16 protein-coding genes and 1 tRNA gene are annotated in these 19,689 nt (G+C 45.6%); 8 read left to right on the top strand and 9 right to left on the bottom strand.

Annotation, left to right across the window (positions count from 1 at the left end; translation table 11 throughout):
• Positions 1 to 103: 103 nt before the first annotated feature.
• On the bottom strand, positions 104 to 1,978 hold the full coding sequence (locus tag AC5ZC7_RS20295) for a M13 family metallopeptidase (protein ID WP_511911260.1): 1,875 nt from the start codon (positions 1,976 to 1,978) through the stop codon (positions 104 to 106).
• Positions 1,979 to 2,226: 248 nt separating this feature from the next.
• Between AC5ZC7_RS20295 and AC5ZC7_RS20300 the strand changes: the two genes are divergently transcribed.
• The 4 genes from AC5ZC7_RS20300 (at position 2,227) to AC5ZC7_RS20315 (ending at position 4,746) form a co-directional block, all read left to right on the top strand.
• Positions 2,227 to 2,427, top strand: a complete 201-nt coding sequence (locus AC5ZC7_RS20300; protein WP_496157065.1) for a hypothetical protein — start codon at positions 2,227 to 2,229, stop codon at positions 2,425 to 2,427.
• Positions 2,428 to 2,679: 252 nt separating this feature from the next.
• Positions 2,680 to 3,267 (top strand): hypothetical protein, encoded by a 588-nt coding sequence (locus AC5ZC7_RS20305; protein ID WP_496157064.1) that lies wholly within the window; start codon positions 2,680 to 2,682, stop codon positions 3,265 to 3,267.
• A gap of 41 nt (positions 3,268 to 3,308) precedes the next feature.
• Positions 3,309 to 3,896 carry a hypothetical protein gene (locus tag AC5ZC7_RS20310; RefSeq protein ID WP_496157063.1) on the top strand — a complete coding sequence of 196 codons (588 nt, stop codon included), beginning with the start codon at positions 3,309 to 3,311 and terminating at the stop codon, positions 3,894 to 3,896.
• Between the two features lie 244 nt (positions 3,897 to 4,140).
• Entirely contained in the window at positions 4,141 to 4,746 is a 606-nt protein-coding gene (locus AC5ZC7_RS20315; RefSeq protein ID WP_496157062.1) for a hypothetical protein, read from the top strand.
• A 112-nt stretch (positions 4,747 to 4,858) separates the two neighbouring features.
• On the opposite strand, the gene AC5ZC7_RS20320 is transcribed toward AC5ZC7_RS20315, so the two are convergent.
• A tRNA-Ser gene (locus AC5ZC7_RS20320) sits at positions 4,859 to 4,943 on the bottom strand.
• 190 nt (positions 4,944 to 5,133) lie between these two features.
• Between AC5ZC7_RS20320 and AC5ZC7_RS20325 the strand changes: the two genes are divergently transcribed.
• Entirely contained in the window at positions 5,134 to 5,571 is a 438-nt protein-coding gene (locus AC5ZC7_RS20325) for a thioesterase family protein (protein ID WP_496157061.1), read from the top strand.
• A gap of 8 nt (positions 5,572 to 5,579) precedes the next feature.
• Here the strand turns inward: AC5ZC7_RS20325 and AC5ZC7_RS20330 are convergent, their stop codons facing one another.
• From AC5ZC7_RS20330 to AC5ZC7_RS20355, 6 genes are all read right to left on the bottom strand, one after another.
• The gene (locus AC5ZC7_RS20330) at positions 5,580 to 6,113 is read right to left on the bottom strand and encodes a hypothetical protein (protein WP_496157060.1); all 534 of its coding nucleotides are present in this window, start codon (positions 6,111 to 6,113) and stop codon (positions 5,580 to 5,582) included.
• A 251-nt stretch (positions 6,114 to 6,364) separates the two neighbouring features.
• Complete coding sequence (locus AC5ZC7_RS20335) at positions 6,365 to 6,622, bottom strand: hypothetical protein (protein WP_496157059.1); 258 nt, start codon at positions 6,620 to 6,622, stop codon at positions 6,365 to 6,367.
• A gap of 104 nt (positions 6,623 to 6,726) precedes the next feature.
• On the bottom strand, positions 6,727 to 7,176 hold the full coding sequence (locus AC5ZC7_RS20340; RefSeq protein WP_496157058.1) for a VOC family protein: 450 nt from the start codon (positions 7,174 to 7,176) through the stop codon (positions 6,727 to 6,729).
• A 69-nt stretch (positions 7,177 to 7,245) separates the two neighbouring features.
• A complete protein-coding gene (locus AC5ZC7_RS20345; RefSeq protein ID WP_496157057.1) occupies positions 7,246 to 8,052 on the bottom strand; it encodes a DUF6597 domain-containing transcriptional factor in 807 nt (268 codons plus the stop codon).
• A gap of 24 nt (positions 8,053 to 8,076) precedes the next feature.
• The gene (locus AC5ZC7_RS20350) at positions 8,077 to 8,847 is read right to left on the bottom strand and encodes a GLPGLI family protein (protein WP_496157056.1); all 771 of its coding nucleotides are present in this window, start codon (positions 8,845 to 8,847) and stop codon (positions 8,077 to 8,079) included.
• A 2-nt stretch (positions 8,848 to 8,849) separates the two neighbouring features.
• Positions 8,850 to 11,648, bottom strand: a complete 2,799-nt coding sequence (locus tag AC5ZC7_RS20355) for an outer membrane beta-barrel protein (RefSeq protein ID WP_496157055.1) — start codon at positions 11,646 to 11,648, stop codon at positions 8,850 to 8,852.
• A gap of 227 nt (positions 11,649 to 11,875) precedes the next feature.
• Between AC5ZC7_RS20355 and AC5ZC7_RS20360 the strand changes: the two genes are divergently transcribed.
• Together AC5ZC7_RS20360 and AC5ZC7_RS20365 are read left to right on the top strand one after the other, a co-directional pair.
• Complete coding sequence (locus AC5ZC7_RS20360) at positions 11,876 to 13,594, top strand: dihydroxy-acid dehydratase (protein ID WP_496157054.1); 1,719 nt, start codon at positions 11,876 to 11,878, stop codon at positions 13,592 to 13,594.
• A gap of 10 nt (positions 13,595 to 13,604) precedes the next feature.
• On the top strand, positions 13,605 to 14,363 hold the full coding sequence (locus AC5ZC7_RS20365; protein ID WP_496157053.1) for a glucose 1-dehydrogenase: 759 nt from the start codon (positions 13,605 to 13,607) through the stop codon (positions 14,361 to 14,363).
• An 82-nt stretch (positions 14,364 to 14,445) separates the two neighbouring features.
• Here AC5ZC7_RS20365 and AC5ZC7_RS20370 read toward each other — a convergent pair whose 3' ends face one another.
• Positions 14,446 to 18,477, bottom strand: coding sequence for an SNF2-related protein (locus AC5ZC7_RS20370; protein ID WP_496157052.1), 4,032 nt, complete (start codon positions 18,475 to 18,477; stop codon positions 14,446 to 14,448).
• A 192-nt stretch (positions 18,478 to 18,669) separates the two neighbouring features.
• On the opposite strand from AC5ZC7_RS20370, the gene AC5ZC7_RS20375 reads away from it, so the two are divergent.
• Positions 18,670 to 19,557 (top strand): COG4315 family predicted lipoprotein, encoded by an 888-nt coding sequence (locus AC5ZC7_RS20375; protein WP_496157051.1) that lies wholly within the window; start codon positions 18,670 to 18,672, stop codon positions 19,555 to 19,557.
• Positions 19,558 to 19,689 lie beyond the last annotated feature (132 nt).

A 19,689-nucleotide genomic window follows, 5' to 3' on the forward strand; every position in this document is an offset into this window, starting at 1 on the left:
GTAGATAATCCCTGGGGACGGAAGTGTTATCTACATTTTATTGTATCCAAAAACAAAAAAGCCTTTGGTGATTGACCAAAGGCTTTTTTGTTTTTTTCGCAACTTACCATATCTTGATCCGCTTATCCTCATCCAGGAACATCCGCTGTCCGGATCGTACATTAAAAGCTGAGTAAAAAGCAGCGATGTTCATTAGTGGGCCATTTACACGCCATATAGGTGGAGAATGGGGATCGTTATTAACCCAGTAGCGCAGGTATTCGTCTTTCATTTTCACCCGCCAGATCCTGGCCACTGAAAAGAAAAATCGCTGATCAGGCGTAAAGCCTCCGATCCTTGTTGTATCCTGACCTTGTTTGGTCATTTTAAAAGCATCATAGGCTACGGCAATTCCGCTGATATCTGCGGTGTTTTCTCCTACTGTAAGCGCACCTTTTATATGAATGCTATCCAATACGGTAAACGTGCTGTACAGATCAATGACCTGTTGTGTTTTGGCCTTAAACTTCTTATAGTCTTCCGGTGTCCACCAGTTTTTTACGTTACCGTCTTTATCAAACTGGGCACCCTGATCGTCGAATGTATGCGTCATTTCATGCCCGATCACCATGCCAATGCCACCATAGTTAAGTGCGTCGTCAGCGTTGTTGTCAAAGTAGGGAGGCTGTAGAATGCCGGCTGGAAACACAATCTCATTGGCGGAAGGATTGTTATAAGCGGTAACTGTAGAAGGTGTAGTGAACCACTCCGTTTTGTCAACCGGCTTCCCTAATTTGGCGAGGTTGTATTGAAAGTTGTTCGCGGCCGCCGATACTACATTTTCAAAATATTTATTCCTCACAATATTTACATGGTTGTATTCGCGCCACTTATCCGGGTATCCGATCTTTTTGGTGATAGCAAATAATTTCACCTTGGCTTTTTGCTTAGTGCTGTCGCTCATCCAGTCCAGCTTGTCCACCCTATTGGAGAATGCTTTCTGCAGGTTATTCACCAACTCCAGCATCCGTGTTTTGGCGGACTCCGGGAAATATAGCTTCGTATATAATTGTCCCAATGCCTGGCCGAGATAGGTATCTACTACGCTTGACATGGTTTCGCCGCGTGTTTTTTGCGTGGTCTGTCCCGTAAGGACTTTATTATACTCAAAGGATGAATTCACAAAAGGCTTGCTGAGGTAGTCTGCATAGCTACTAATATAATTTGCTGTCAGGTATACTTTCCAATCCCCTATTGGAATCGATTTGAGGAGTGTGTTTAATTTGTCATAATAACCAGGCTGGGCTATATCCAGTGAGTCTATGGTAGCGCCCAGATGTTGGAAGAAAGCTGTCCAACCGATATTGGGTTGTTGCTTATTTAAAGCCGCCAGTCCTACTTTATGGAAATTAGCCTTTATATCCCGCAGTTCAATATTGGTTTTATGTGATGTTGCCAGCTGCTTTTGAATATCGTAAACAAGTGCCGCGTTTTTTTGTGCTAACGCAGTATCGCTTCCCGTCAGCGTAAAAAGATCTGCCAGGTATTTTTTATATGCTTGCTGTATAGCCACGGTGGCGGTATCAGTCTTGAAGTAATAATCTCTGTCAGGCATGCCGATACCGGTTTGATAAATATGCCCCATATTCATGCTACTGTTTTCCTGATCAGGTGAAACTTGAAAATCAATAAGGGCGATGTTTGATAATTTGGTTTCTTCCGCCATGAATGTAAGCATGTCAGCAATGCTAGTGATGGCATTGATCCGCTGCAACCCTGTTTTAAGTGGCTCAAATCCACGCTGATTGATGATACCCGTATCCATTCCGGAAGCAAAAAAATCACCGATCTTTTGTTCAAGGCTGCCAGCGGGATTATTACTTTTTGATACACTATCAAGGATACCCTGTAACTTGAGACGTTGCTGATAGTTCATAAATCGGTATGCACCTACCCCCGACTGGCTGGGTGGTATTTGTGCAGTATCATACCATTTCAAGTTTACATAATTATAAAAATTATCGCCCGGCTGAATGGTCGAGTCGATTCCCTCAATAGCAATGAAGGGTTTTTCATTTGTATGCGTTTGACAGGCAACAAAAGAAACTAAGAAAACGGATAGCAAAAACCAGCTTTTCATATAGATTAGATTGGTTGCGAAATGATGTTCAATGATAAATAAAGATATCGTTTCTATCTAATACTTTTCCAAATACCCCTACGGAGGGTGCCGGAATCTTTACAGCATTGAGGAAAATGCATTTGTCGCCGCCACCGCTGGCCGATTCCACTGCCGCACAAAAGCTGGTCAATGAAGCTGTTGGCAATAATGATTTCATCTACCAGGCGGGCCGCAGAAGAAAGGCAGCGCTGGATAACTTTGTGTTCATCTTTAACAATAACCAGCAGAGCGAAAGCGTAGGCATATACGGGAACATGCTTTTGTGAAGACTGACATTAACATATTCCCGCTGTATGCCCAACCAGGACCAGGATAAGATCTGTTCAAAACCAGGCCTGCACAACTTATTATAACAGTAACGTATAAACGTTTCAGGAGGTCACACATTCATGGTATTTCCATTATTTCCTTTCTTAAAATGATTTTAATGTACTTAATTTGCACCCGCGCTGAAGTACGGTAGCAGTAACCTATAAATTGTAACACTAATTCATATTCATAAAATTCCCAAAAACATAATGAAGAAGATCATATTGTTGACCTTTGCCTTTGCAGCGTGTTTCAGTGCTTATTCTCAAACGTTTATGCATGGTGCAGGCGTTATTGTCCTGGTGGATAAAACGGAGTATTCAGATGCCAGGGCAGTAGGTGGACTTACTTATTCCCCCCGCGTTAATTTTTTCCAGCAAGATAATTTGTCCCTATCTGTGGGTGTTCCGCTGAGCGTGGGTTTAGGTGGTAACTACAGCAGTCATATTGGCTCCTACAGGGATGAAACTACTAACATCCGCTTCATGTTCAATTTGCCGGCAGTAGTCAACGTAAACTTTGGCCGCGGCGCCAGCAAGAATGCACATAGCCGTATGGGCTTTTTTGTAGGCGCCGGATACGGGTATCACTTTAGCTCCGAGGCCGATAATTACTCAGGCGACTATGGCGAGTACAACTCCTCCGAAAGCTCCATCACTACCGGTCCACTGGCCAATGCAGGTCTTCGTATAGGCGTAGGGAGGGTACACAACATAGAAATAAAGCTGAGCTACATGAAAGGTTTAACAGATAATAAACCTGACATTTACAGCCTGGCAACACTGTTTAACTTCTAAACATTTCCTTTTTCACTTTATACCATTTATTCCTTTACACTATGAAAAAATTATTTGCACTGATCCTCGTGGCAGGATCAATAATGACCAGCATTTCCTCACAGGCGCAGGATGTTGTTAAAGGTAACCTGACCTTCCTGAAAGATGTTAAAGAAATACAAATTTCCTATGTATACGATGATATAACCGTAGGCAAGGATGGCAAAGAAGCCACTTACATCAAAAGAAAAAAAGCAGAGAAAGAATCGAAAGAACCCGGCACGGGCAAAGCATGGGAAGAAAGCTGGATAAGCGATAGAAAAAATCATTACCAGCCTAAATTCAACGAGCTGTTTGCGAAATATTCCAAAAGAACCATCAGCGAAGATGCTGCCACTAAATATATCATGGAAGTACATACCAAATTTATTGAGGTAGGATATAATGTTGGCATTACTTCTGCCAAAGCAGCGGTTAATCTCGAAATTTATTTTTATGATGCTGCTGATAAATCTAAAGTCCTCTGCAAAATTATGCTCAATGATATGAAAGGCGGAAAAGGTCAGTTTGCTACCGGTCCGCGTATCGGTGATGCATACGCCAAAGCGGGTAAAGTACTTGGCAAATTCGTAGCTAAAAAAGCCAAATAGATCTAAGCATTTAACACGGAATTGGCTGCCTCTTTCATAAGAGGCAGCCTTTCTTTTTATGATCATTGAAGGCGATGACTTTATCTTAATAAAAAGATTAAATCAGACCAATAACTAACAACCGGTAATTTGTGACTTTTTAGGGGTTAGCTTTTATAAATCCTTCTACTTATTTTTTTTATTTTAAAAGATCTATATTCATTGGGCGTATCACTAGCCCGTTGAATAAAGAAAAATTATATAAATGAGTAACATACCTCATAAGATCCAAAAGAATATTGATAACATTGAAGTGTTAAAAAAACAAATATCTCAGTGGAGAAAACTTAGTATCGAGGACCTATTTCAAAGTGTAAAGGAATTTGAAAAGACCCCAAGACTGGAAGTCTCGATTTATTATAACGATCTTTTTAATGATGTAAAGTTTTCAGAAATACTTTTGGACATTTATAAAAGCAATGCTGATAATGCCCAAATGGTTATCCTTCTTATTTCTGCGATAGGAAATATGATTCAAAGATACAACTTGCCGGAATCGCAGGATATGTATGAGTTTATGGTTGAAAATGCTTACAAAAAAAATGTAGGGCCTTATGTGGCGATATTTCTTCCAAGACTGGAACATTTTAAAAATTACAGCAAAAAATGGCAGTATTTTATGAATGTAAAGGATATGTCTCCAAAAAAAGTAGCAGAAAGCTCTTTCGAGATAATTATGGATTTACATGGTAATGAGATACCTGAGGAAAATAAAGAAGAGGTAGCCCAATATTTCAACAAAAAATCTGAAGAATCAAACAATGAATATGGCAGACAATACTATTTAGATTTAGCAAATAAATTTAAATAATGCTTATCTGAATACCTTAAGTAATCGTGGATACTGAAATAAATAATGAACTACATCTTAAAAACGAAAATGTGATACAAAAATCCATTTCTGAATTTTGTATCACATTTTGCGGAGAGTCAGGGATTCGAACCCCGGGACCTGTTACAGTCAACAGTTTTCAAGACTGCCGCAATCGACCGCTCTGCCAACTCTCCATGCCGCGAAAGTATAAAAGGAATTGATTCTAAAAAAATTTGTTTTGCTTTTTTTTATTGATTTTTTTCGTTAACAAGCCGGCCCATAGCAAGCTTTTATCATTTACGTATAGTCATTATCGATAGCTTCTCCTAAAATACCCGGCCTCCCGGCATCACCAGTTTATATCACTTTTTCGTAAATTTAAAGATGAACAACATATTCTTTGAAGGACCGGTATTATGGTCTCAGATAGACGCTAATATGCACCTGCGGCACTCAGCCTACGCCGACTTTGCCGCCCAGGCACGACTAAGCCTGCTGGACAAAACAGGGCTCGATGCCTCCCATTTTTTACAGCTACAGGTAGGCCCTATCCTCTTCCGCGAGGAACTGCTTTACCACCGGGAAATAGGCCCCAATGATAAAGTACAGGTCACCTGCGAAATGACGAAATGCAAAGCAGATGCTTCGCGCTGGTCTATCAGACACGAAATTTACCGCGGTGATGGCACTAAATCAGCCACCGTATTGGTAGACGGCGCCTGGATAGATACCCGCAAACGGAAACTAACGGGACTCCCGGCAGACTTGCTCGAAAAATTTAAAGCCATTCCACGCAGCGAGGACTTTGTAGAAGAGCCATAGTCAGAGATCTACCTGCTGGTTAATGGCCGGCCGCCATGTATAAACTCCTGCCGGTCAGATTCCAGCTCCTTAATAAAAGGTAATTTGTTTTGTATAAATGCCCTGGAAGATTGCTCCAGGTAATTGTCCAGCTGGAAGAACTTAGCCGCCCTGGTAGCGCCTAATAACTTGTTCATCCGCCGGAAATAGCGCATTTGTAACCGCCCAAACTCCAGGTCGTTGTTGATAATCTGCCTGGTCAGTGAATTCAGTTTACGCTCGTCGAGGGAAGAGAATTCTTCATTATACATCTTTAATAACGCAATACGCTCCGCCAGCCACGGGCTTTTCTCTGTTTCATATTCCATGAAAGTAGCCTGGAATGCCTGCATCTCTACCGGGGAAATCTGTAATAAATCATCCAGCAACGATTCTTTATTCTTACCAAATATTTGTGTAACCAGGTCCTCATCCTGCTTAACAACTGCCGCAACAGGGGCATTCTGAGCACACAACGGCCATGCGGCGCCCAGGATCATCAACAAACATAAAAACTTTTTCATGCGCTGAAAATTTAGGTTAATGGCAGGTTCAGCCACAAGCCCAATGCAATCAGGGGGTTACGAACACCGGCTCTAGTGGTGTATAGAAGCAGATTTGTCAAAGCTAAGCAGGTGTAGTGCCCACTACATTATATGGCAGTGAATCCACCGTCATATTAAAACAACCCCCGACCGCAAATAGTTGCAGATTTAAAAAAAATGCCCCCCAACTTAGAAGCTGGGGGGCTATCGGGGTAGTAAAAAGGATGATACTAATTCATATTGGCTTTCAAAAAGACATCATACGCCTCTCTTGTCCAGTGCTGGTAATCCTCCAGCCGGATGCCCAACTGCTCATCACGCGCTACTTCTTTGAACTCGCGGCTATCCCAGTAGCCTTTTGCCAACGACTGGATATTCTGTAAAACCGCTGCCGGCGCTTCCTCATAATCAGCAGGGTAACTTTTATAGTTACCGATGGCCAGTTCCTGAATTTCATTTTTTACTGCGTCCTTGCTTTGCTTTGCCATGGTTAAAATTTTTAGTTACCTGGCATAAAACAAAAATGATTCCTCTTTGAGGGCCATCCACGGCGTTTTAAGATTTCTTTAGCTTAAAAAAATGTTAACATCGTTTATGGCTGAGCATATGTCACCAGGTCTATCCCTACCCCATTTGGATCCTCAATAGCAAAGTGACGGTCGCCCCATGGCTCATTTCTAAGCTCAATCCGTATCTCCGCCCCTTTGGCTTTTAACTGCTGATATAGCTCATCAACGTTCTCCACCTCTATCGTCAGATATACCCCTTTCCCCTGAAAAGCAGGACGGAATAACGGCTGCTGGGAGGCATGCTCTGGTAGCAAAAAACTCAACACGGCACTACTGTCGGCGGTATGCAGCAAGAGATAGAAATCGTTTTCAAATGCTACCCCAAAGCCCAGTATCTCTGTATAAAATTTTTTACTCTCCGCTATCTTACTAGTAATAATACCCGCATTTAATTTCATGGTCACCGGTTTAATTTGTGAATAAAGTGGAAAAATGATGAAAGAAAAAATACCTGCCAACAGCCATCGTTTCATGATCTGATTAATTTTATGACAGCAAAGTTAGAGAGGTAACAGCCCTGGGCATTGTAAAAAACGGACAAACTATTTTTCGAAAACCTGGGAGGGAGTAAGACCGTACAGTCCTTTAAATACCTTAATAAAATGGGCCTGGTCATAGTAACCGGCATCCAGGTACAACCTGTTTTTCAGCACGGGCAAGGGCGACTGCAAAAGATGCTGGAAGCGTACTACATTGCTGAATGCCTTCGGTGTATCCCCGATATAGCTGCTGAACAAACGTCGTAACTGCCGGGAACTGATGCCCCTGGGCAACTCTTTTTCAATGCTCACCATGCCAGATGTACGCAAAATCAGGTCTAAAGATTCATAGAAGCGGTTATCTGCAGGAAAGTTAGTAGTAGAAAGAAGCGCCAGGAAGTGTGCATCCAGCAACAATTTAATTTCCGCTGCCGATGCGGCTTCCGGGAAGCCTTCTGGGAGAAAATGATTTTCCGAACCCGTTATGTCAGCCAAATTGGTTTCCCGATGCGCCAGTTCGGCGGCATCGACTTTGTATACGGCGGGAAACATACCGGGTAAAAAACGCACGCCCACGTAATGGAAAACGGGGGGCAGCGGGAACTCCGTATACGCGTCCGTGAAACCCATCACCACCGCCTGCGCCGGGGCATGCCGCTCAAAAAAGATGTCTATACAACCGTCAGCTACCACCCGGTATTGGTAAGGGGAGGTTAACACACAGCCGGTTTTCAGCTCCCAATAACAATAAATCACGTCCTGCAAACCCGGATGCGGCAAAAACTCCTGGTATACCACTTCCCTATCCGCCTGCTTCATGCCCGGCTGAACAGGGGCATAAAGCGCTCTTATGTTAGGTAGTGTTTGCATAAACCATTGGCCTGTTAACTGCAATTATAACATAATTGCTTTAATATATGCCTTTCCCCAATCGCCCCATTTACCGATACTTTTACTGACAGCTACATTCAGACTTTTGTTATCCACCGGCTTTCCTTTTACCGGTGGCTTCAGGGTACCTTCTTTGATATCATCTACCAATACTTTGGTGGCAAACCAGGTAACATGCTCGTGAGGTAATGCTACCCCCAAAATCATACCCGGCAGGCCACTGAATGATTCCGGCCCGCCTGGTGTAACAATAGCATCTGTATAAAATGCTACCACGTAAACAGAATCCATGATAATAGCATTGGCACGGCGACAATCAAAACCCGCTATTTTACGGGTTTCATTGGTAATTTTCCACTGGATGGCACGAATCGTATCCTTTACCAGGAACAATTGTTCAAATACCTTTTTCTGGGAAATGCTTTGCATACTGTCCAGCCGGGAATATACCACGTTCTCCTCCGCAGGACCCTCTCCAAAAAACGGAGATTTATTTTCCGATGAATTATCCTTTCCAGGTTGATATAAACCCGTGTTACCGGCAAAAGAATAATTGAAATAAGTCACCTGGTATTGCGATGTTCCTTTCTTAATCACATCCGACCACGAATCTTCTTCTCCTCCCGACATCTCCTTCAGGCGCGCATGTACATTCAGTCGCTTCTCATATTCAATGCGTCCCTGTTGCAGAAACATGGCCTGCTGTGCCTGCGCAGAAAAGGCTGTCACAAAAAGTAACAGGAGCCAACATAATTTCTTTCCGCTGTTTTTCATAGCTACTTTTCTTTCGGCGCGCCGGCGCCCAGTTTATTAAAATTCCAGATAAAAGAAAGCATACCATAGCGACCAATAGTGCTGCGGGTGGTTTGCGTAATGGTATTGGTAGTCACCGACCGGTTAAATCCTATATTTTGATTCAGTATGTCATTGACAGAGAAATTGATTTGCGTCAACTCCTTCTTCCCAAATTTCTTTGCCACAAAAGCATTGATAATGGCCACATTGTTATTCTTGTCGAATAAAGCGGTTTTCTGGCGTATCTCCGCGCTCATATCACCATGCAACTGTATTTTCCAGGGCAGGTAAATATCTACATTGGGACTAAACCTAAATGTCCAGTAATTAGTACGCAGGGTGCTTTGCACTGATGAAACACTGGTGTTATAGTTCGCCTCAGCCGACATATAGACATCATACTTCTTTTCTTTCCATTTGGAAGCAGAAACATTCACCCCTCCATTAAAAGATTTGGTCACATTGTAAACATCATTCACATAATTCACATTCCTGTTCATACCACCATTTATACCAACACCAGCTCTCATATCCCAGGGCGCAATTTTCCACCCCATATTGCTGTAAAGCCGTCCGTTACTGTTTCCATCCACATTCACGGACTGTGTGGTCCGCTTACCATCTTCAGACAACACACTACGACTGCCAATCGCATTATTGATAACAGAATAATCCAGGCTTACCCATATGTTCCTGTTGGTCATTACCTTATAATCAGAGAAATTCAGACTAAAGTTATTATTGAACGCAGGCTTCAGATGAGGGTTACCAATCACTACATTCACCGGATCATCATTTACCCGAACCGGTTGCAGATCATTAATTCCCGGCTGCTGCGTATACCCGTAATAGTTAAACGAGAAACGCCTTTGCTGGGTAAAATTATATCGGAAGATGGCCTTTGGATACCAGTTTATAAAATTTCGATTCAGGGAACGTCCACTGAAAATATCCGCCTGCTGATAGCTGGTAAATCCTACGTTACTGCCAATATTAATACGCACCTTCTTCTTAAAATAGCCATACGACATTCCACCAGTATGTGTTAACAGGTTAAACGAGTAGTCATTACTGTAAATAGAATCCAATGCTGCATATTTCCCATCAGACCCCTGGTTAAAGGAAAGCCGGTTGGAGTGATTATTACCCACATGAAATCCGTAAGTAAATGATAGTATAGAGAACTTTGATATCGGTTCCGTATAAGTAATATTCCCGTTTATACTCACGGCTTCATTATTGGTGGTTTTACGCTGATCGGTTTTTTGTACAGAATCCACCTGTCCCTGCTTGTAAAAGTTGGTAAATGCATCCAGTAAGCCTTCACCGTTGGTACGACTGTAATTTTCCGCCAGTAATATAGAAATCGTGCGTCTGGGCTTATTGAATTTCTTACGCCACAACAGGCTGCTGTTGAAGCCACCGATATCCGATACAGAAGCGGCTTTCCGGTTGGTGCTGTTCACTTTATTGATATTACCGTTGGAACCAACCGCCACATCAGACATATTGGACATAGACGATATTTTATGATCCACACTACCATCTACCATCAGTTTAATAGATGAACTGGAGTCGATCTGTTTTTCATAGCTCCCATTCATCCGGTTACGGAGAATACTGTTTTGAAACTGTTCAGAAGAATTATTATAGTAGGTGGTATCTTTCAAAATATTCTGCGAAATGGTATTCGTACTACCATCTACATACAACTTCATGATTTTGTAGTTGGCATTCAGATTTTGGCGGTCTTTATCCCATTTATCTCCAAAGTGCAAGCCTCCTGTTTGCACCAGCGGATAGCCATTACCTTCATACCGACCGCTCCAACTGTCCAGTTCATCGCGTGATCCAAGACTATTCAATTCAAAGTCGCCATCGTCATTGACAGACAAATCACCATTACCTTCGCCAAATCTCTCGCGGTCGCCCCAGCCGAGACCAGTCGTCCCCGTATTGGATACAATGCCATAGGCGGATATTTTCTTCTTCCCCCTGAATACATTCACCATGGCTTCACTGTTATGATACCCCCGATCACCCGCACCTACCGATACTTTTCCAAAATAGCCCCGCTTCTTATCCTCCTTCAACTGTATATTCAACGTTCGGCTCTTTTCCCCGTCCTCAACCCCGGTAAAGGCCGCCTGATCACTTTTCTTGTCATACAACTGTACCTTGTCCACCATATCTGCACGCAGATTTTTGGTCACCAGCGTGGGATCATCTCCAAAAAATTCTTCTCCATCTACCAATACTTTCTTCACACTTTCTCCCTGTGCAGTAATCTGTCCTTTACTATCTACCTGTATACCCGGCAACTTTTTCAAGAGATCTTCCACGGAGGCATTGGCGGCTGTCTGGAAGCTGGCCGCGTTAAATTCGGTGGTATCTCCCTTAATTTTAATGGCGGCTACTTTTTGCTGTATCACCACTTCATTTAATAAGCGGGACCTTTGTGTCAGCATCACTTTCCCTACATTCACTACCGAAGTATCTGATAACGTAAACGGCTCTACGTAATCGGCGAATGCCGGGTAACTAATCAGGAGTACATACTTTCCGGCCGGGATCTTATTTAACTCGAAATGCCCTTGTTCATTACTGCGGACAAATTTAACGAGGATAGAATCTTTGGCCTGAAGTAGCGCCACCACGGAGTTGGAGAGCGCGGTGCGATTGAGTGTGTCTACTACAGTTCCTTTTACCCTGGCCGTTTGTGCTACAGAGAATCGCGTAAATGAGAGCAAACAGAGGACTAGTAAAATTAATTTTTTCATTGTGGACAACTACGGGTTATTGTACAGATGCAATGGGATCAAAATTCCACAATAAAAAGAACACTTTTAATACCGGGTGTGATAAACATCTGTTAAATGGATAGCCTATTTATCATGTAGAGAAAGAATAGATTCAAGATACACGCGTAATTGCATTGCATGATAAATTCAAAATCCGTAAATTTCAGGACAATAAGGAAAACGTATCTTATATATCCATTCCCGTTATGAAGCAGGAACACTCACTCAGAAGCAGTCATTGGTTTGCCCGTGAAGGTAAAGATGGCTTTATTTACCGCGCCTGGCTGAAGAAACAGGGCATACCCGCCCACGAGCTGGAAGGAAAACCTATTATTGGCATTTGTAATACCTGGTCAGAGCTGACGCCCTGTAATTCCCATTTCAGGGAACTGGCGGAAGCGGTAAAGCGGGGTGTATTGGAGGCTGGCGGCTATCCGCTGGAATTCCCGGTAATGTCATTGGGAGAAACGCTGATCAAGCCCACAGCCATGTTATACCGTAACCTGGTGAGTATGGATGTGGAAGAATCGATCCGCGCCAACCCCATGGATGGCGTGGTGTTGCTCTGCGGATGTGACAAAACCACCCCGGCGCTGGTGATGGGCGCCTGTAGTGTGGACCTGCCTGCCATCGTGGTTTCCGGTGGCTCCATGCTCACCGGCCGGCATCGCGGGCAAGCCATCGGCACCAGCGATATCTGGCGTTTCAGTGAAGCTGTCAGAGCCGGACGTATGACCAATGAAGAACTGATGATGGCAGAAGCCGGTATGTGCCGCAGCGACGGCCACTGCGCCGTAATGGGCACTGCCTCCACCATGGCCTGTATGGTAGAATCACTGGGGCTTTCATTGCCTCAGAATGCGGCCATCCCCGCCGCAGATGCTGCCCGCAAAGTACTGGCCCAACTCTCCGGCAACGAAATCGTGAAAATGGTAAAAGAAGACCGGCGACCCTCCCATATACTCACCCGCGCAGCCTTCGAAAATGCCATCCGTGTGAATGCGGCCATCGGCGGCTCCACCAACTTTGTACTCCACCTCCTCGCCATCGCCGGACGCATCGGCGTGGAGCTGAACTTACAGGACATGGATAGGTTTTCTGCCAACATCCCCCTGATCGCCAACCTGCAACCTTCGGGCAGCTACTTCATGGAAGACCTTTATTATGCCGGCGGACTTCCCGCCGTCATCAATATCCTCCTGGAGCACCTGCATAAAGATTGCCTGACCGCCAACGGCAAAACAATCGGCGCCAACTATGCCCATGCTGTGAGTTATAATAATGACGTGATCGCACCTCTGGATAGCCCGTTTAACAAGGTATCTGGCATTGTAGTACTGACAGGAAATATCTGTGAAGAAGGCGCCGTCATTAAACCCTCTGCTGCCAGCCCACACCTGATGCAACATACCGGCAAAGCCGTGGTATTTGAAGATATTGACGACTATAAAAAACGGATCGATGATCCCGCACTCGAGGTCGACGAAAACAGTATACTCGTGCTCAAGAATGTTGGGCCTAAAGGCTACCCCGGTATGCCGGAAGTAGGTAACCTGGGCCTACCTGCCAAGCTACTGGCAAAAGGTATTACCGACATGGTACGCATCTCCGACGGGCGCATGAGCGGCACCGGGTTCGGTACGGTGGTGCTCCACGTATCGCCGGAAGCTGCGGCCGGCGGCACCCTCGCCATTCTCCGCGATGGCGACGTGATTACTTTGGATGTACACCAACGCCGCCTGCATGCGGACTTATCACCCGATGAAATAGCCCGCCGGAAAGCGGCCTGGCATCCCGTATATCCGCAATCTACCCGTGGATATGTACAGCTATACCAGCAACATGTAGAACAGGCACACCTGGGCGCCGACCTCGGCTTCCTGAAAGGCGGCTCCGGCAGTGAAGTTACCAGGGATTCACACTAAAATAATTGTTATGCAGTTTGAAAATAAAGTAGCCATTGTTACCGGTGCAGGGCAAGGCATTGGATTTGAAATATGTAAACAACTGGTAGAACGCGGCGCTATTGTAATCCTGAATGATATTGATACCACACTGGCTAATACCGCTGCCAACGAAATTACCAGCGACAAAGGCATTTGCATTGCCATGCCCGGCGACTCCAGCGAGGTACACTTTATACAACAAATGGTGCAAACAGCCGTGAAACGTTATGGCAGCCTTGATATCGTGATCGCCAACGCAGGGATTACCCTGTTTGGCGATTTCTTTACCTATACCCCCGAAGCCTTCTCCCGCGTGATGCAGGTAAATCTTGGAGGCTCTTTCTTCCTGGCACAAACAGCTGCCAACCAAATGAAACAGCAGGCCCAGGGCGGCGCCATCCTGTTTACCTCGTCTGTTACCGGCCACCAGGCACATAAAAACCTTGCCGCTTATGGTATGAGCAAAGCCGCCCTGGAAATGCTGGCGAAGAATTTAGTGATTGAACTATCGCCTTATAACATCACCGTAAATACGATTGCTCCCGGCGCCACCCTCACTGAACGTACGCTCGACGATCCGGGCTATGAAAAAATATGGTCGCAGCTAACACCCATGGGCCGCCCTGCACATACGATTGATATCGCGAATGCTGCACTGTTCCTGGTGTCTGATATGGCCAGGCATATTACAGGACAAAGTTTGATTATTGATGGCGGCTGGACCAGTATCAGTCCATCCCCTTTCTGAGCAGAAAGCGGAAAGCATAAAGCAAAAAACTATTGTAGCGAATGATCTATGCGGAGGTTGGTTTTTTAGGGAGACGGATACCTTATGCCGGATCATTGTCTGCAATCAATGCCAACAGCTCTTTGGCATTTAATTTCCCTGCCTGGTCACTGCCTTCGAGTAACTGGTCGGCCAGATCTCGCTTGCTGTTATGCAGTTCAATAATTTTTTCTTCAATTGTATGTTGCGCCACCAACCGGTAAATGGTAACCGGCCTGGTTTGCCCGATACGATGCGCACGATCAGATGCCTGTTCTTCAATAGCCGGGTTCCACCAAGGATCCAAATGAATCACATAATCGGCAGCGGTTAAGTTCAGCCCCAACCCACCTGCTTTTAAACTGATCAGGAACAGCTGTGCCTTGCCCGCCTGGAAATCTTTCACCAGCTTATCACGCTGCGACATCGGCGTACTGCCATCCAGGTAACAATAAGTAATACCCATGTCCAGCAACGCTTCCTTCACTATATCCAGGTGTTTTACAAACTGGCTGAATACCAACGCCCGGTGATTATTAGCCACCAACTCCGTCACGATCTCTTTAAACACTATTAATTTGGAAGATGGGATATCTGTTTCTGCATCCACCATCTGCGGATTACAAGCCGCCATGCGCAAGCGGCTGATCTCTGCCAGTGCGCGGATATGCTGTTGCGCCATACCTCCCTCCTGCGCTTTGATATTCTCCAGGGCTTTACGACGCAACGCTTCGTAAAAAGCCGCTTCGTCGGCCGATAAACTCACCAGTTTAAGAATCTCCGTTTTAGGCGGCAACTCATCCAACACACCCGTTTTGGTACGACGCAGGATAAACGGCGCCAGCAACTTCTTCAAATGCTGCTTCACCGCGCTCTCCGGGTTACGCACCGACGGGAATACAAACTGCTTATTAAAATGATCCAATGTTCCCAGCAAGCCCGGGTTCAGGAAGTTAAACAAGTTCCAGATTTCGCCCATATGATTTTGTATAGGCGTTCCCGTTAGCATGAGTTTAAATCCCGCCTGCAGCGACATGGCCGCTTTAGACGTTTTAGTTTGAAAATTTTTAATGGTATGCGCCTCATCCAGCACTACTGTAGGCCATTCCACCGCACACAACAACCTTTCCTCTGCCTGCAGCAAACCATAAGTGGTAATGACCACATCAAAGGCACCAGCGCCTTTTACCAGCTTCGACCGCTGCCCGTTATGCAGGTAAATCACATTCAGGGAAGGCGCAAAGCGGTTGATTTCATTCCGCCAGTTATTGACTACAGAAGCCGGACATACCACCAGCGCAGCTCCCTGTTCCCCACGATGCAACAGCAAGGCAATGGCCTGGATGGTTTTCCCCAACCCCATATCGTCTGCCAGGCAGGCTCCGGCTCCCCAGGCAGCCAGGTGGGTCATCCAGCGGAACCCCTCTTCCTGATAAGGACGGAGGTTAGTTTGCAATGTGCCGGGTACCGGCGCTACCAGCTCCATGGCTTCCGAACGTTTGCGGGAAAAGGCTTTCCATGCCGCATCTGTACTTACATGCCCCGCATGCTCCAGGAGTTCATCCAGCACAATAGCGGCAAAAGGTTGTATGCTAACAGTATGGCGATCTATTTTTGCCACACTCGACATTTCGTTGAGTCGTTTCCGTAAGTCGGTCGTCAGCGCCAGATACTCGCCATTTTGCAGGGCAATAAACCGTTTCTTAACAGTACGGGTAGTATCCAGCAAATCTTTCAGCGCCAGCACCGTGATTTCATCCACCTTCAGCTCACCATCAGCCATAAACCAATGATCTTTTTCTTTCAGCGAAATACTCAGGTGCGCAAAGCCTGCGGAATGCGTCACTTTATACCGCTCGCCTTCCGGCCATTCTGCCCTGACCAGTGTGGGGTTTTCTTTAATAATTTCCAGTAATTGCAGGCAATCGAGCGGGTCTTCAAAGATGATGATATCATCCGAAAGTTCCTGCGAAATGGTTCCCTGAATGAGGTTCAGCAGGGCGCTCACATTACTTTTCTCTCTGGCCAGGTCACGAACCGCCTGCCAGCGTTCTCCGTTGCTGATCCCAATAATATGGTGAGCGCCGGCACCAGGCTTACAATAAGGCGGGTCCATCGTAAACGGCTTCACATATAAACCAGCTTTGAGCCCTTCGCCCAATGGCAATAGTTGTATTACAATACGGGAATCGGCGGGGCGTTTGCTGATATTGGCCGCAATATCGCCCATGTCTGCATGGATGGTAAGATGGGCGCCTACACTTTTTAATACCTGTATCAGTTTATCTTTTCCCGCCGCGGGCACCACCGGAATCTGCTGCAGTGTTTGCAGCAAACGGCGCTGCTGCGCAGTCAGGCTGATCACCTTTAAGCGGGTATTGGTTTCTTTTACAAAAACGGTTTCACTAATATAGTCGTCCACGTTAGCACTAAACGTATATCCGTGATCGCTCCGGTTAACACTCAATTCCGGCTGCGCCCGGATCACTTCCACCGAAATAGTGGGATCGTCGGCAGAAAACAAGAGCGGATGTCCTGCAATCTCCTGCCATACCGTTTCTGCAAAGGAATAAGATTCGCCGTCGTAGTTATAGTAATGATCTTTTTGAACGGTATTGCCTATACGAAAATCCTGCTCAGTCATGGCTTCCGCCTTACCTTCCTTCAGTTTCTTCAGCGCTACGTTTCTCCCGGCGCTCCAGCCATTGCCTTGCGACGATTGTAATACCGGTTGTATTTTATAGTCGTCGAAGTCGATCAGGTAGATCAATCGCAACGCATTGGTATTTTTTTCTTTTTTAGTAAGATGACTATCTGCTCCCAGCAAGGTGTTCAGCAACCGCTCCCAGTCGGGTGTTTGCTCCATCTGTGAAAATACCGGTGGCTGACCGGTAATCGCGGCAGCCTCCTGGAACTGGCTTTCATAGCCTATGTAATCATCTCCCTTAAATAAATATAGATATTCGTAGGTCAGTAACCGGTAGTGACATTCCATACCGATACTCAACAGGTGTCCTGCCTGCGGACTGAAGGTGCGTAACAATTTACTTTTGGGATGCATTAGCTGCAAGCACAGGATAGACAAGTAACTCAGTAAATAACTGCCCGCTCCTTCCAGTAAAATCAGCAACAGGTTATCTGCTTTTTCCCGGCGGCCCGCATGGTAGTGTAGCAGGCAAATAGCAGGCGTAAAAGCAGGCAACAGCTTCCGTTCATAAGTGGCCACTATTTTAGCCATCAGCGGATTCACTTTCTCACCGGGCATTACCGCTAACGTAAACGCATAGTAAAAAGCAAACAACGGTGATAAAGGCAGAGTATTTTTTTTGTCGTGCTGCCGTTGACGTTTGATTCCTTTCTCAAACTGCGTAAAAGCCTTTTCTACTTCGCCGCCGTATAATAACACCACTGCCTTCGCGTACAGGTCGTCGGCCGATTGATCTGCCTCCGGGATATTCAAATGTCCCTGTACCAGGGATAATTCCGGGAAAGAAACACCATACTGTTGGCGGAAGGCTTCCAGTTCCGCCACTGGTAGCATTTTTAGCAGGTTGTATTTTAGTGCAAACAAGGCCATTTTGTTGACGCTGTCTGCACTAAAAAACGGCAATAGTCCTGCGTAGGCGGGGAAATACAACAGGTAAGATAGATACGGCTGGTACTCATCCAGTTCCAACTCCAGCCTTTTCACAGGAGCCGACAATAAAAACCGGTCGCCCGTAAAATAGGCGGTAAGTAGTTCCTGCAGGTCCTGTAACCGGCCGCTGCTGGTATAAAAAGCATGCAGGGCCATCCGGGTGCGTCCCTGCAGCGATGCATATTTCGGGTTCGTAATATTTTTCGGGAACAGGATAAAATTCAATTCCGGGATCAACGCATAGCTGCCAGTGACCTGTTTAACCACCAGCCCGGCAGTGATTAAATGTTTTAATACCACGCTGATGTCCGTCCCTTTCATTTCCTTCACCTGGTTCACAGCGTCCGTAATGGTAAACGTCTCTAACGGATACAGGTACACCGACATCACGTCCATTACCAATCGGGCATCGACATCGGCTGATTCATATTGCTGCAGGTAGTAGCTTTCATTTACCATGGCAGCAAATTTAGCGGATTATGGGGAGTGCCGCGTTTTTATCTCCGGTACTGGTCTGCAAAAAAATATTTTGCCGGGGTGGCAACCTTTTCGCTGTTTTTTGCGAATACGCATAGGTACCGGATCACACGTCTTGCTGATTGTAGCAGGCAACGGCGTATCCGTTTTTCATCTCAAAAAATTTTAATCAATATGAACTGCGTAAGAAACACCCTTTTCGCATGGATAGCTATGTCCGGCATCGTAGCATTCAGCGCCTGTGGCGGAAATGACAACAACAACCCGGACAAGCCCACACCTAAGCCAGTGGTACAAATCAGCAACAGCACCACATTGGGCGCACACATCACCGACGTAGACGGGAACTCACTGTATTATTTTTCCAATGATTTCGATGGCGCTAACCACTGCGCCGGAGGATGCGCGGCGGTATGGCCTGTTTACTATGCCGGCGATAATCTCGCACAAGCGGCCCTGGGTACCGGTTTAGACATCAAAGACTTCAGCAGTATTACCACTACTGATGGTAAAAAACAAACTACTTACAAAGGATGGCCACTGTACTACTACGCCCCTAACGTGAATGGCGCCAACGTACGCGAAGCTGCCGGTGAAACCAAGGGAGAAGCTGTGGGAAATGTATGGTTTGTGGCTAAAACAGATTACTCCATACAACTGGTAAATGCCCAGCTGGTAGGTGCCGACGGTAAAAATTACCTGGCAGACCATACGGAAGGAAACGGCAAAACGTTATACTTCACAGATGCCAAAGGGGTTACCCTGTATGCTTTCAGCATAGATAAATTCAACGTCAATAAATTTACCAAAGCAGATTTCTCCAATAATGCCATCTGGCCAATTTATGAAACCGACCAGGTGGTGGTGCCTTCTATTCTTGATAAAACACAATTCGGCAGCATTACCGTATTTGGAAAAAAACAACTGACATATAAAGGATGGCCGTTGTACTATTTCGGGCAGGATGCCGGAGTACGGGGCGCGAACAAAGGCGTCAGTGTTCCTGCACCTGGCGTATGGCCGGTAGTCACCAAAGATGTGGCCGCTGCACCGCAGCCGTGATTTGGAATTACGAATTACGAATTACGGATTTGTGGGTAGATTTAAGCGAATGCTATTATTCGCGTTTACCATCTACCCACAAATCCGTAATTCGTAATTCGTAATTCTTTTTACCTTGCATCGTAACTATCC

This window comes from Chitinophaga sp. 9-1-y, from assembly GCF_059511905.2.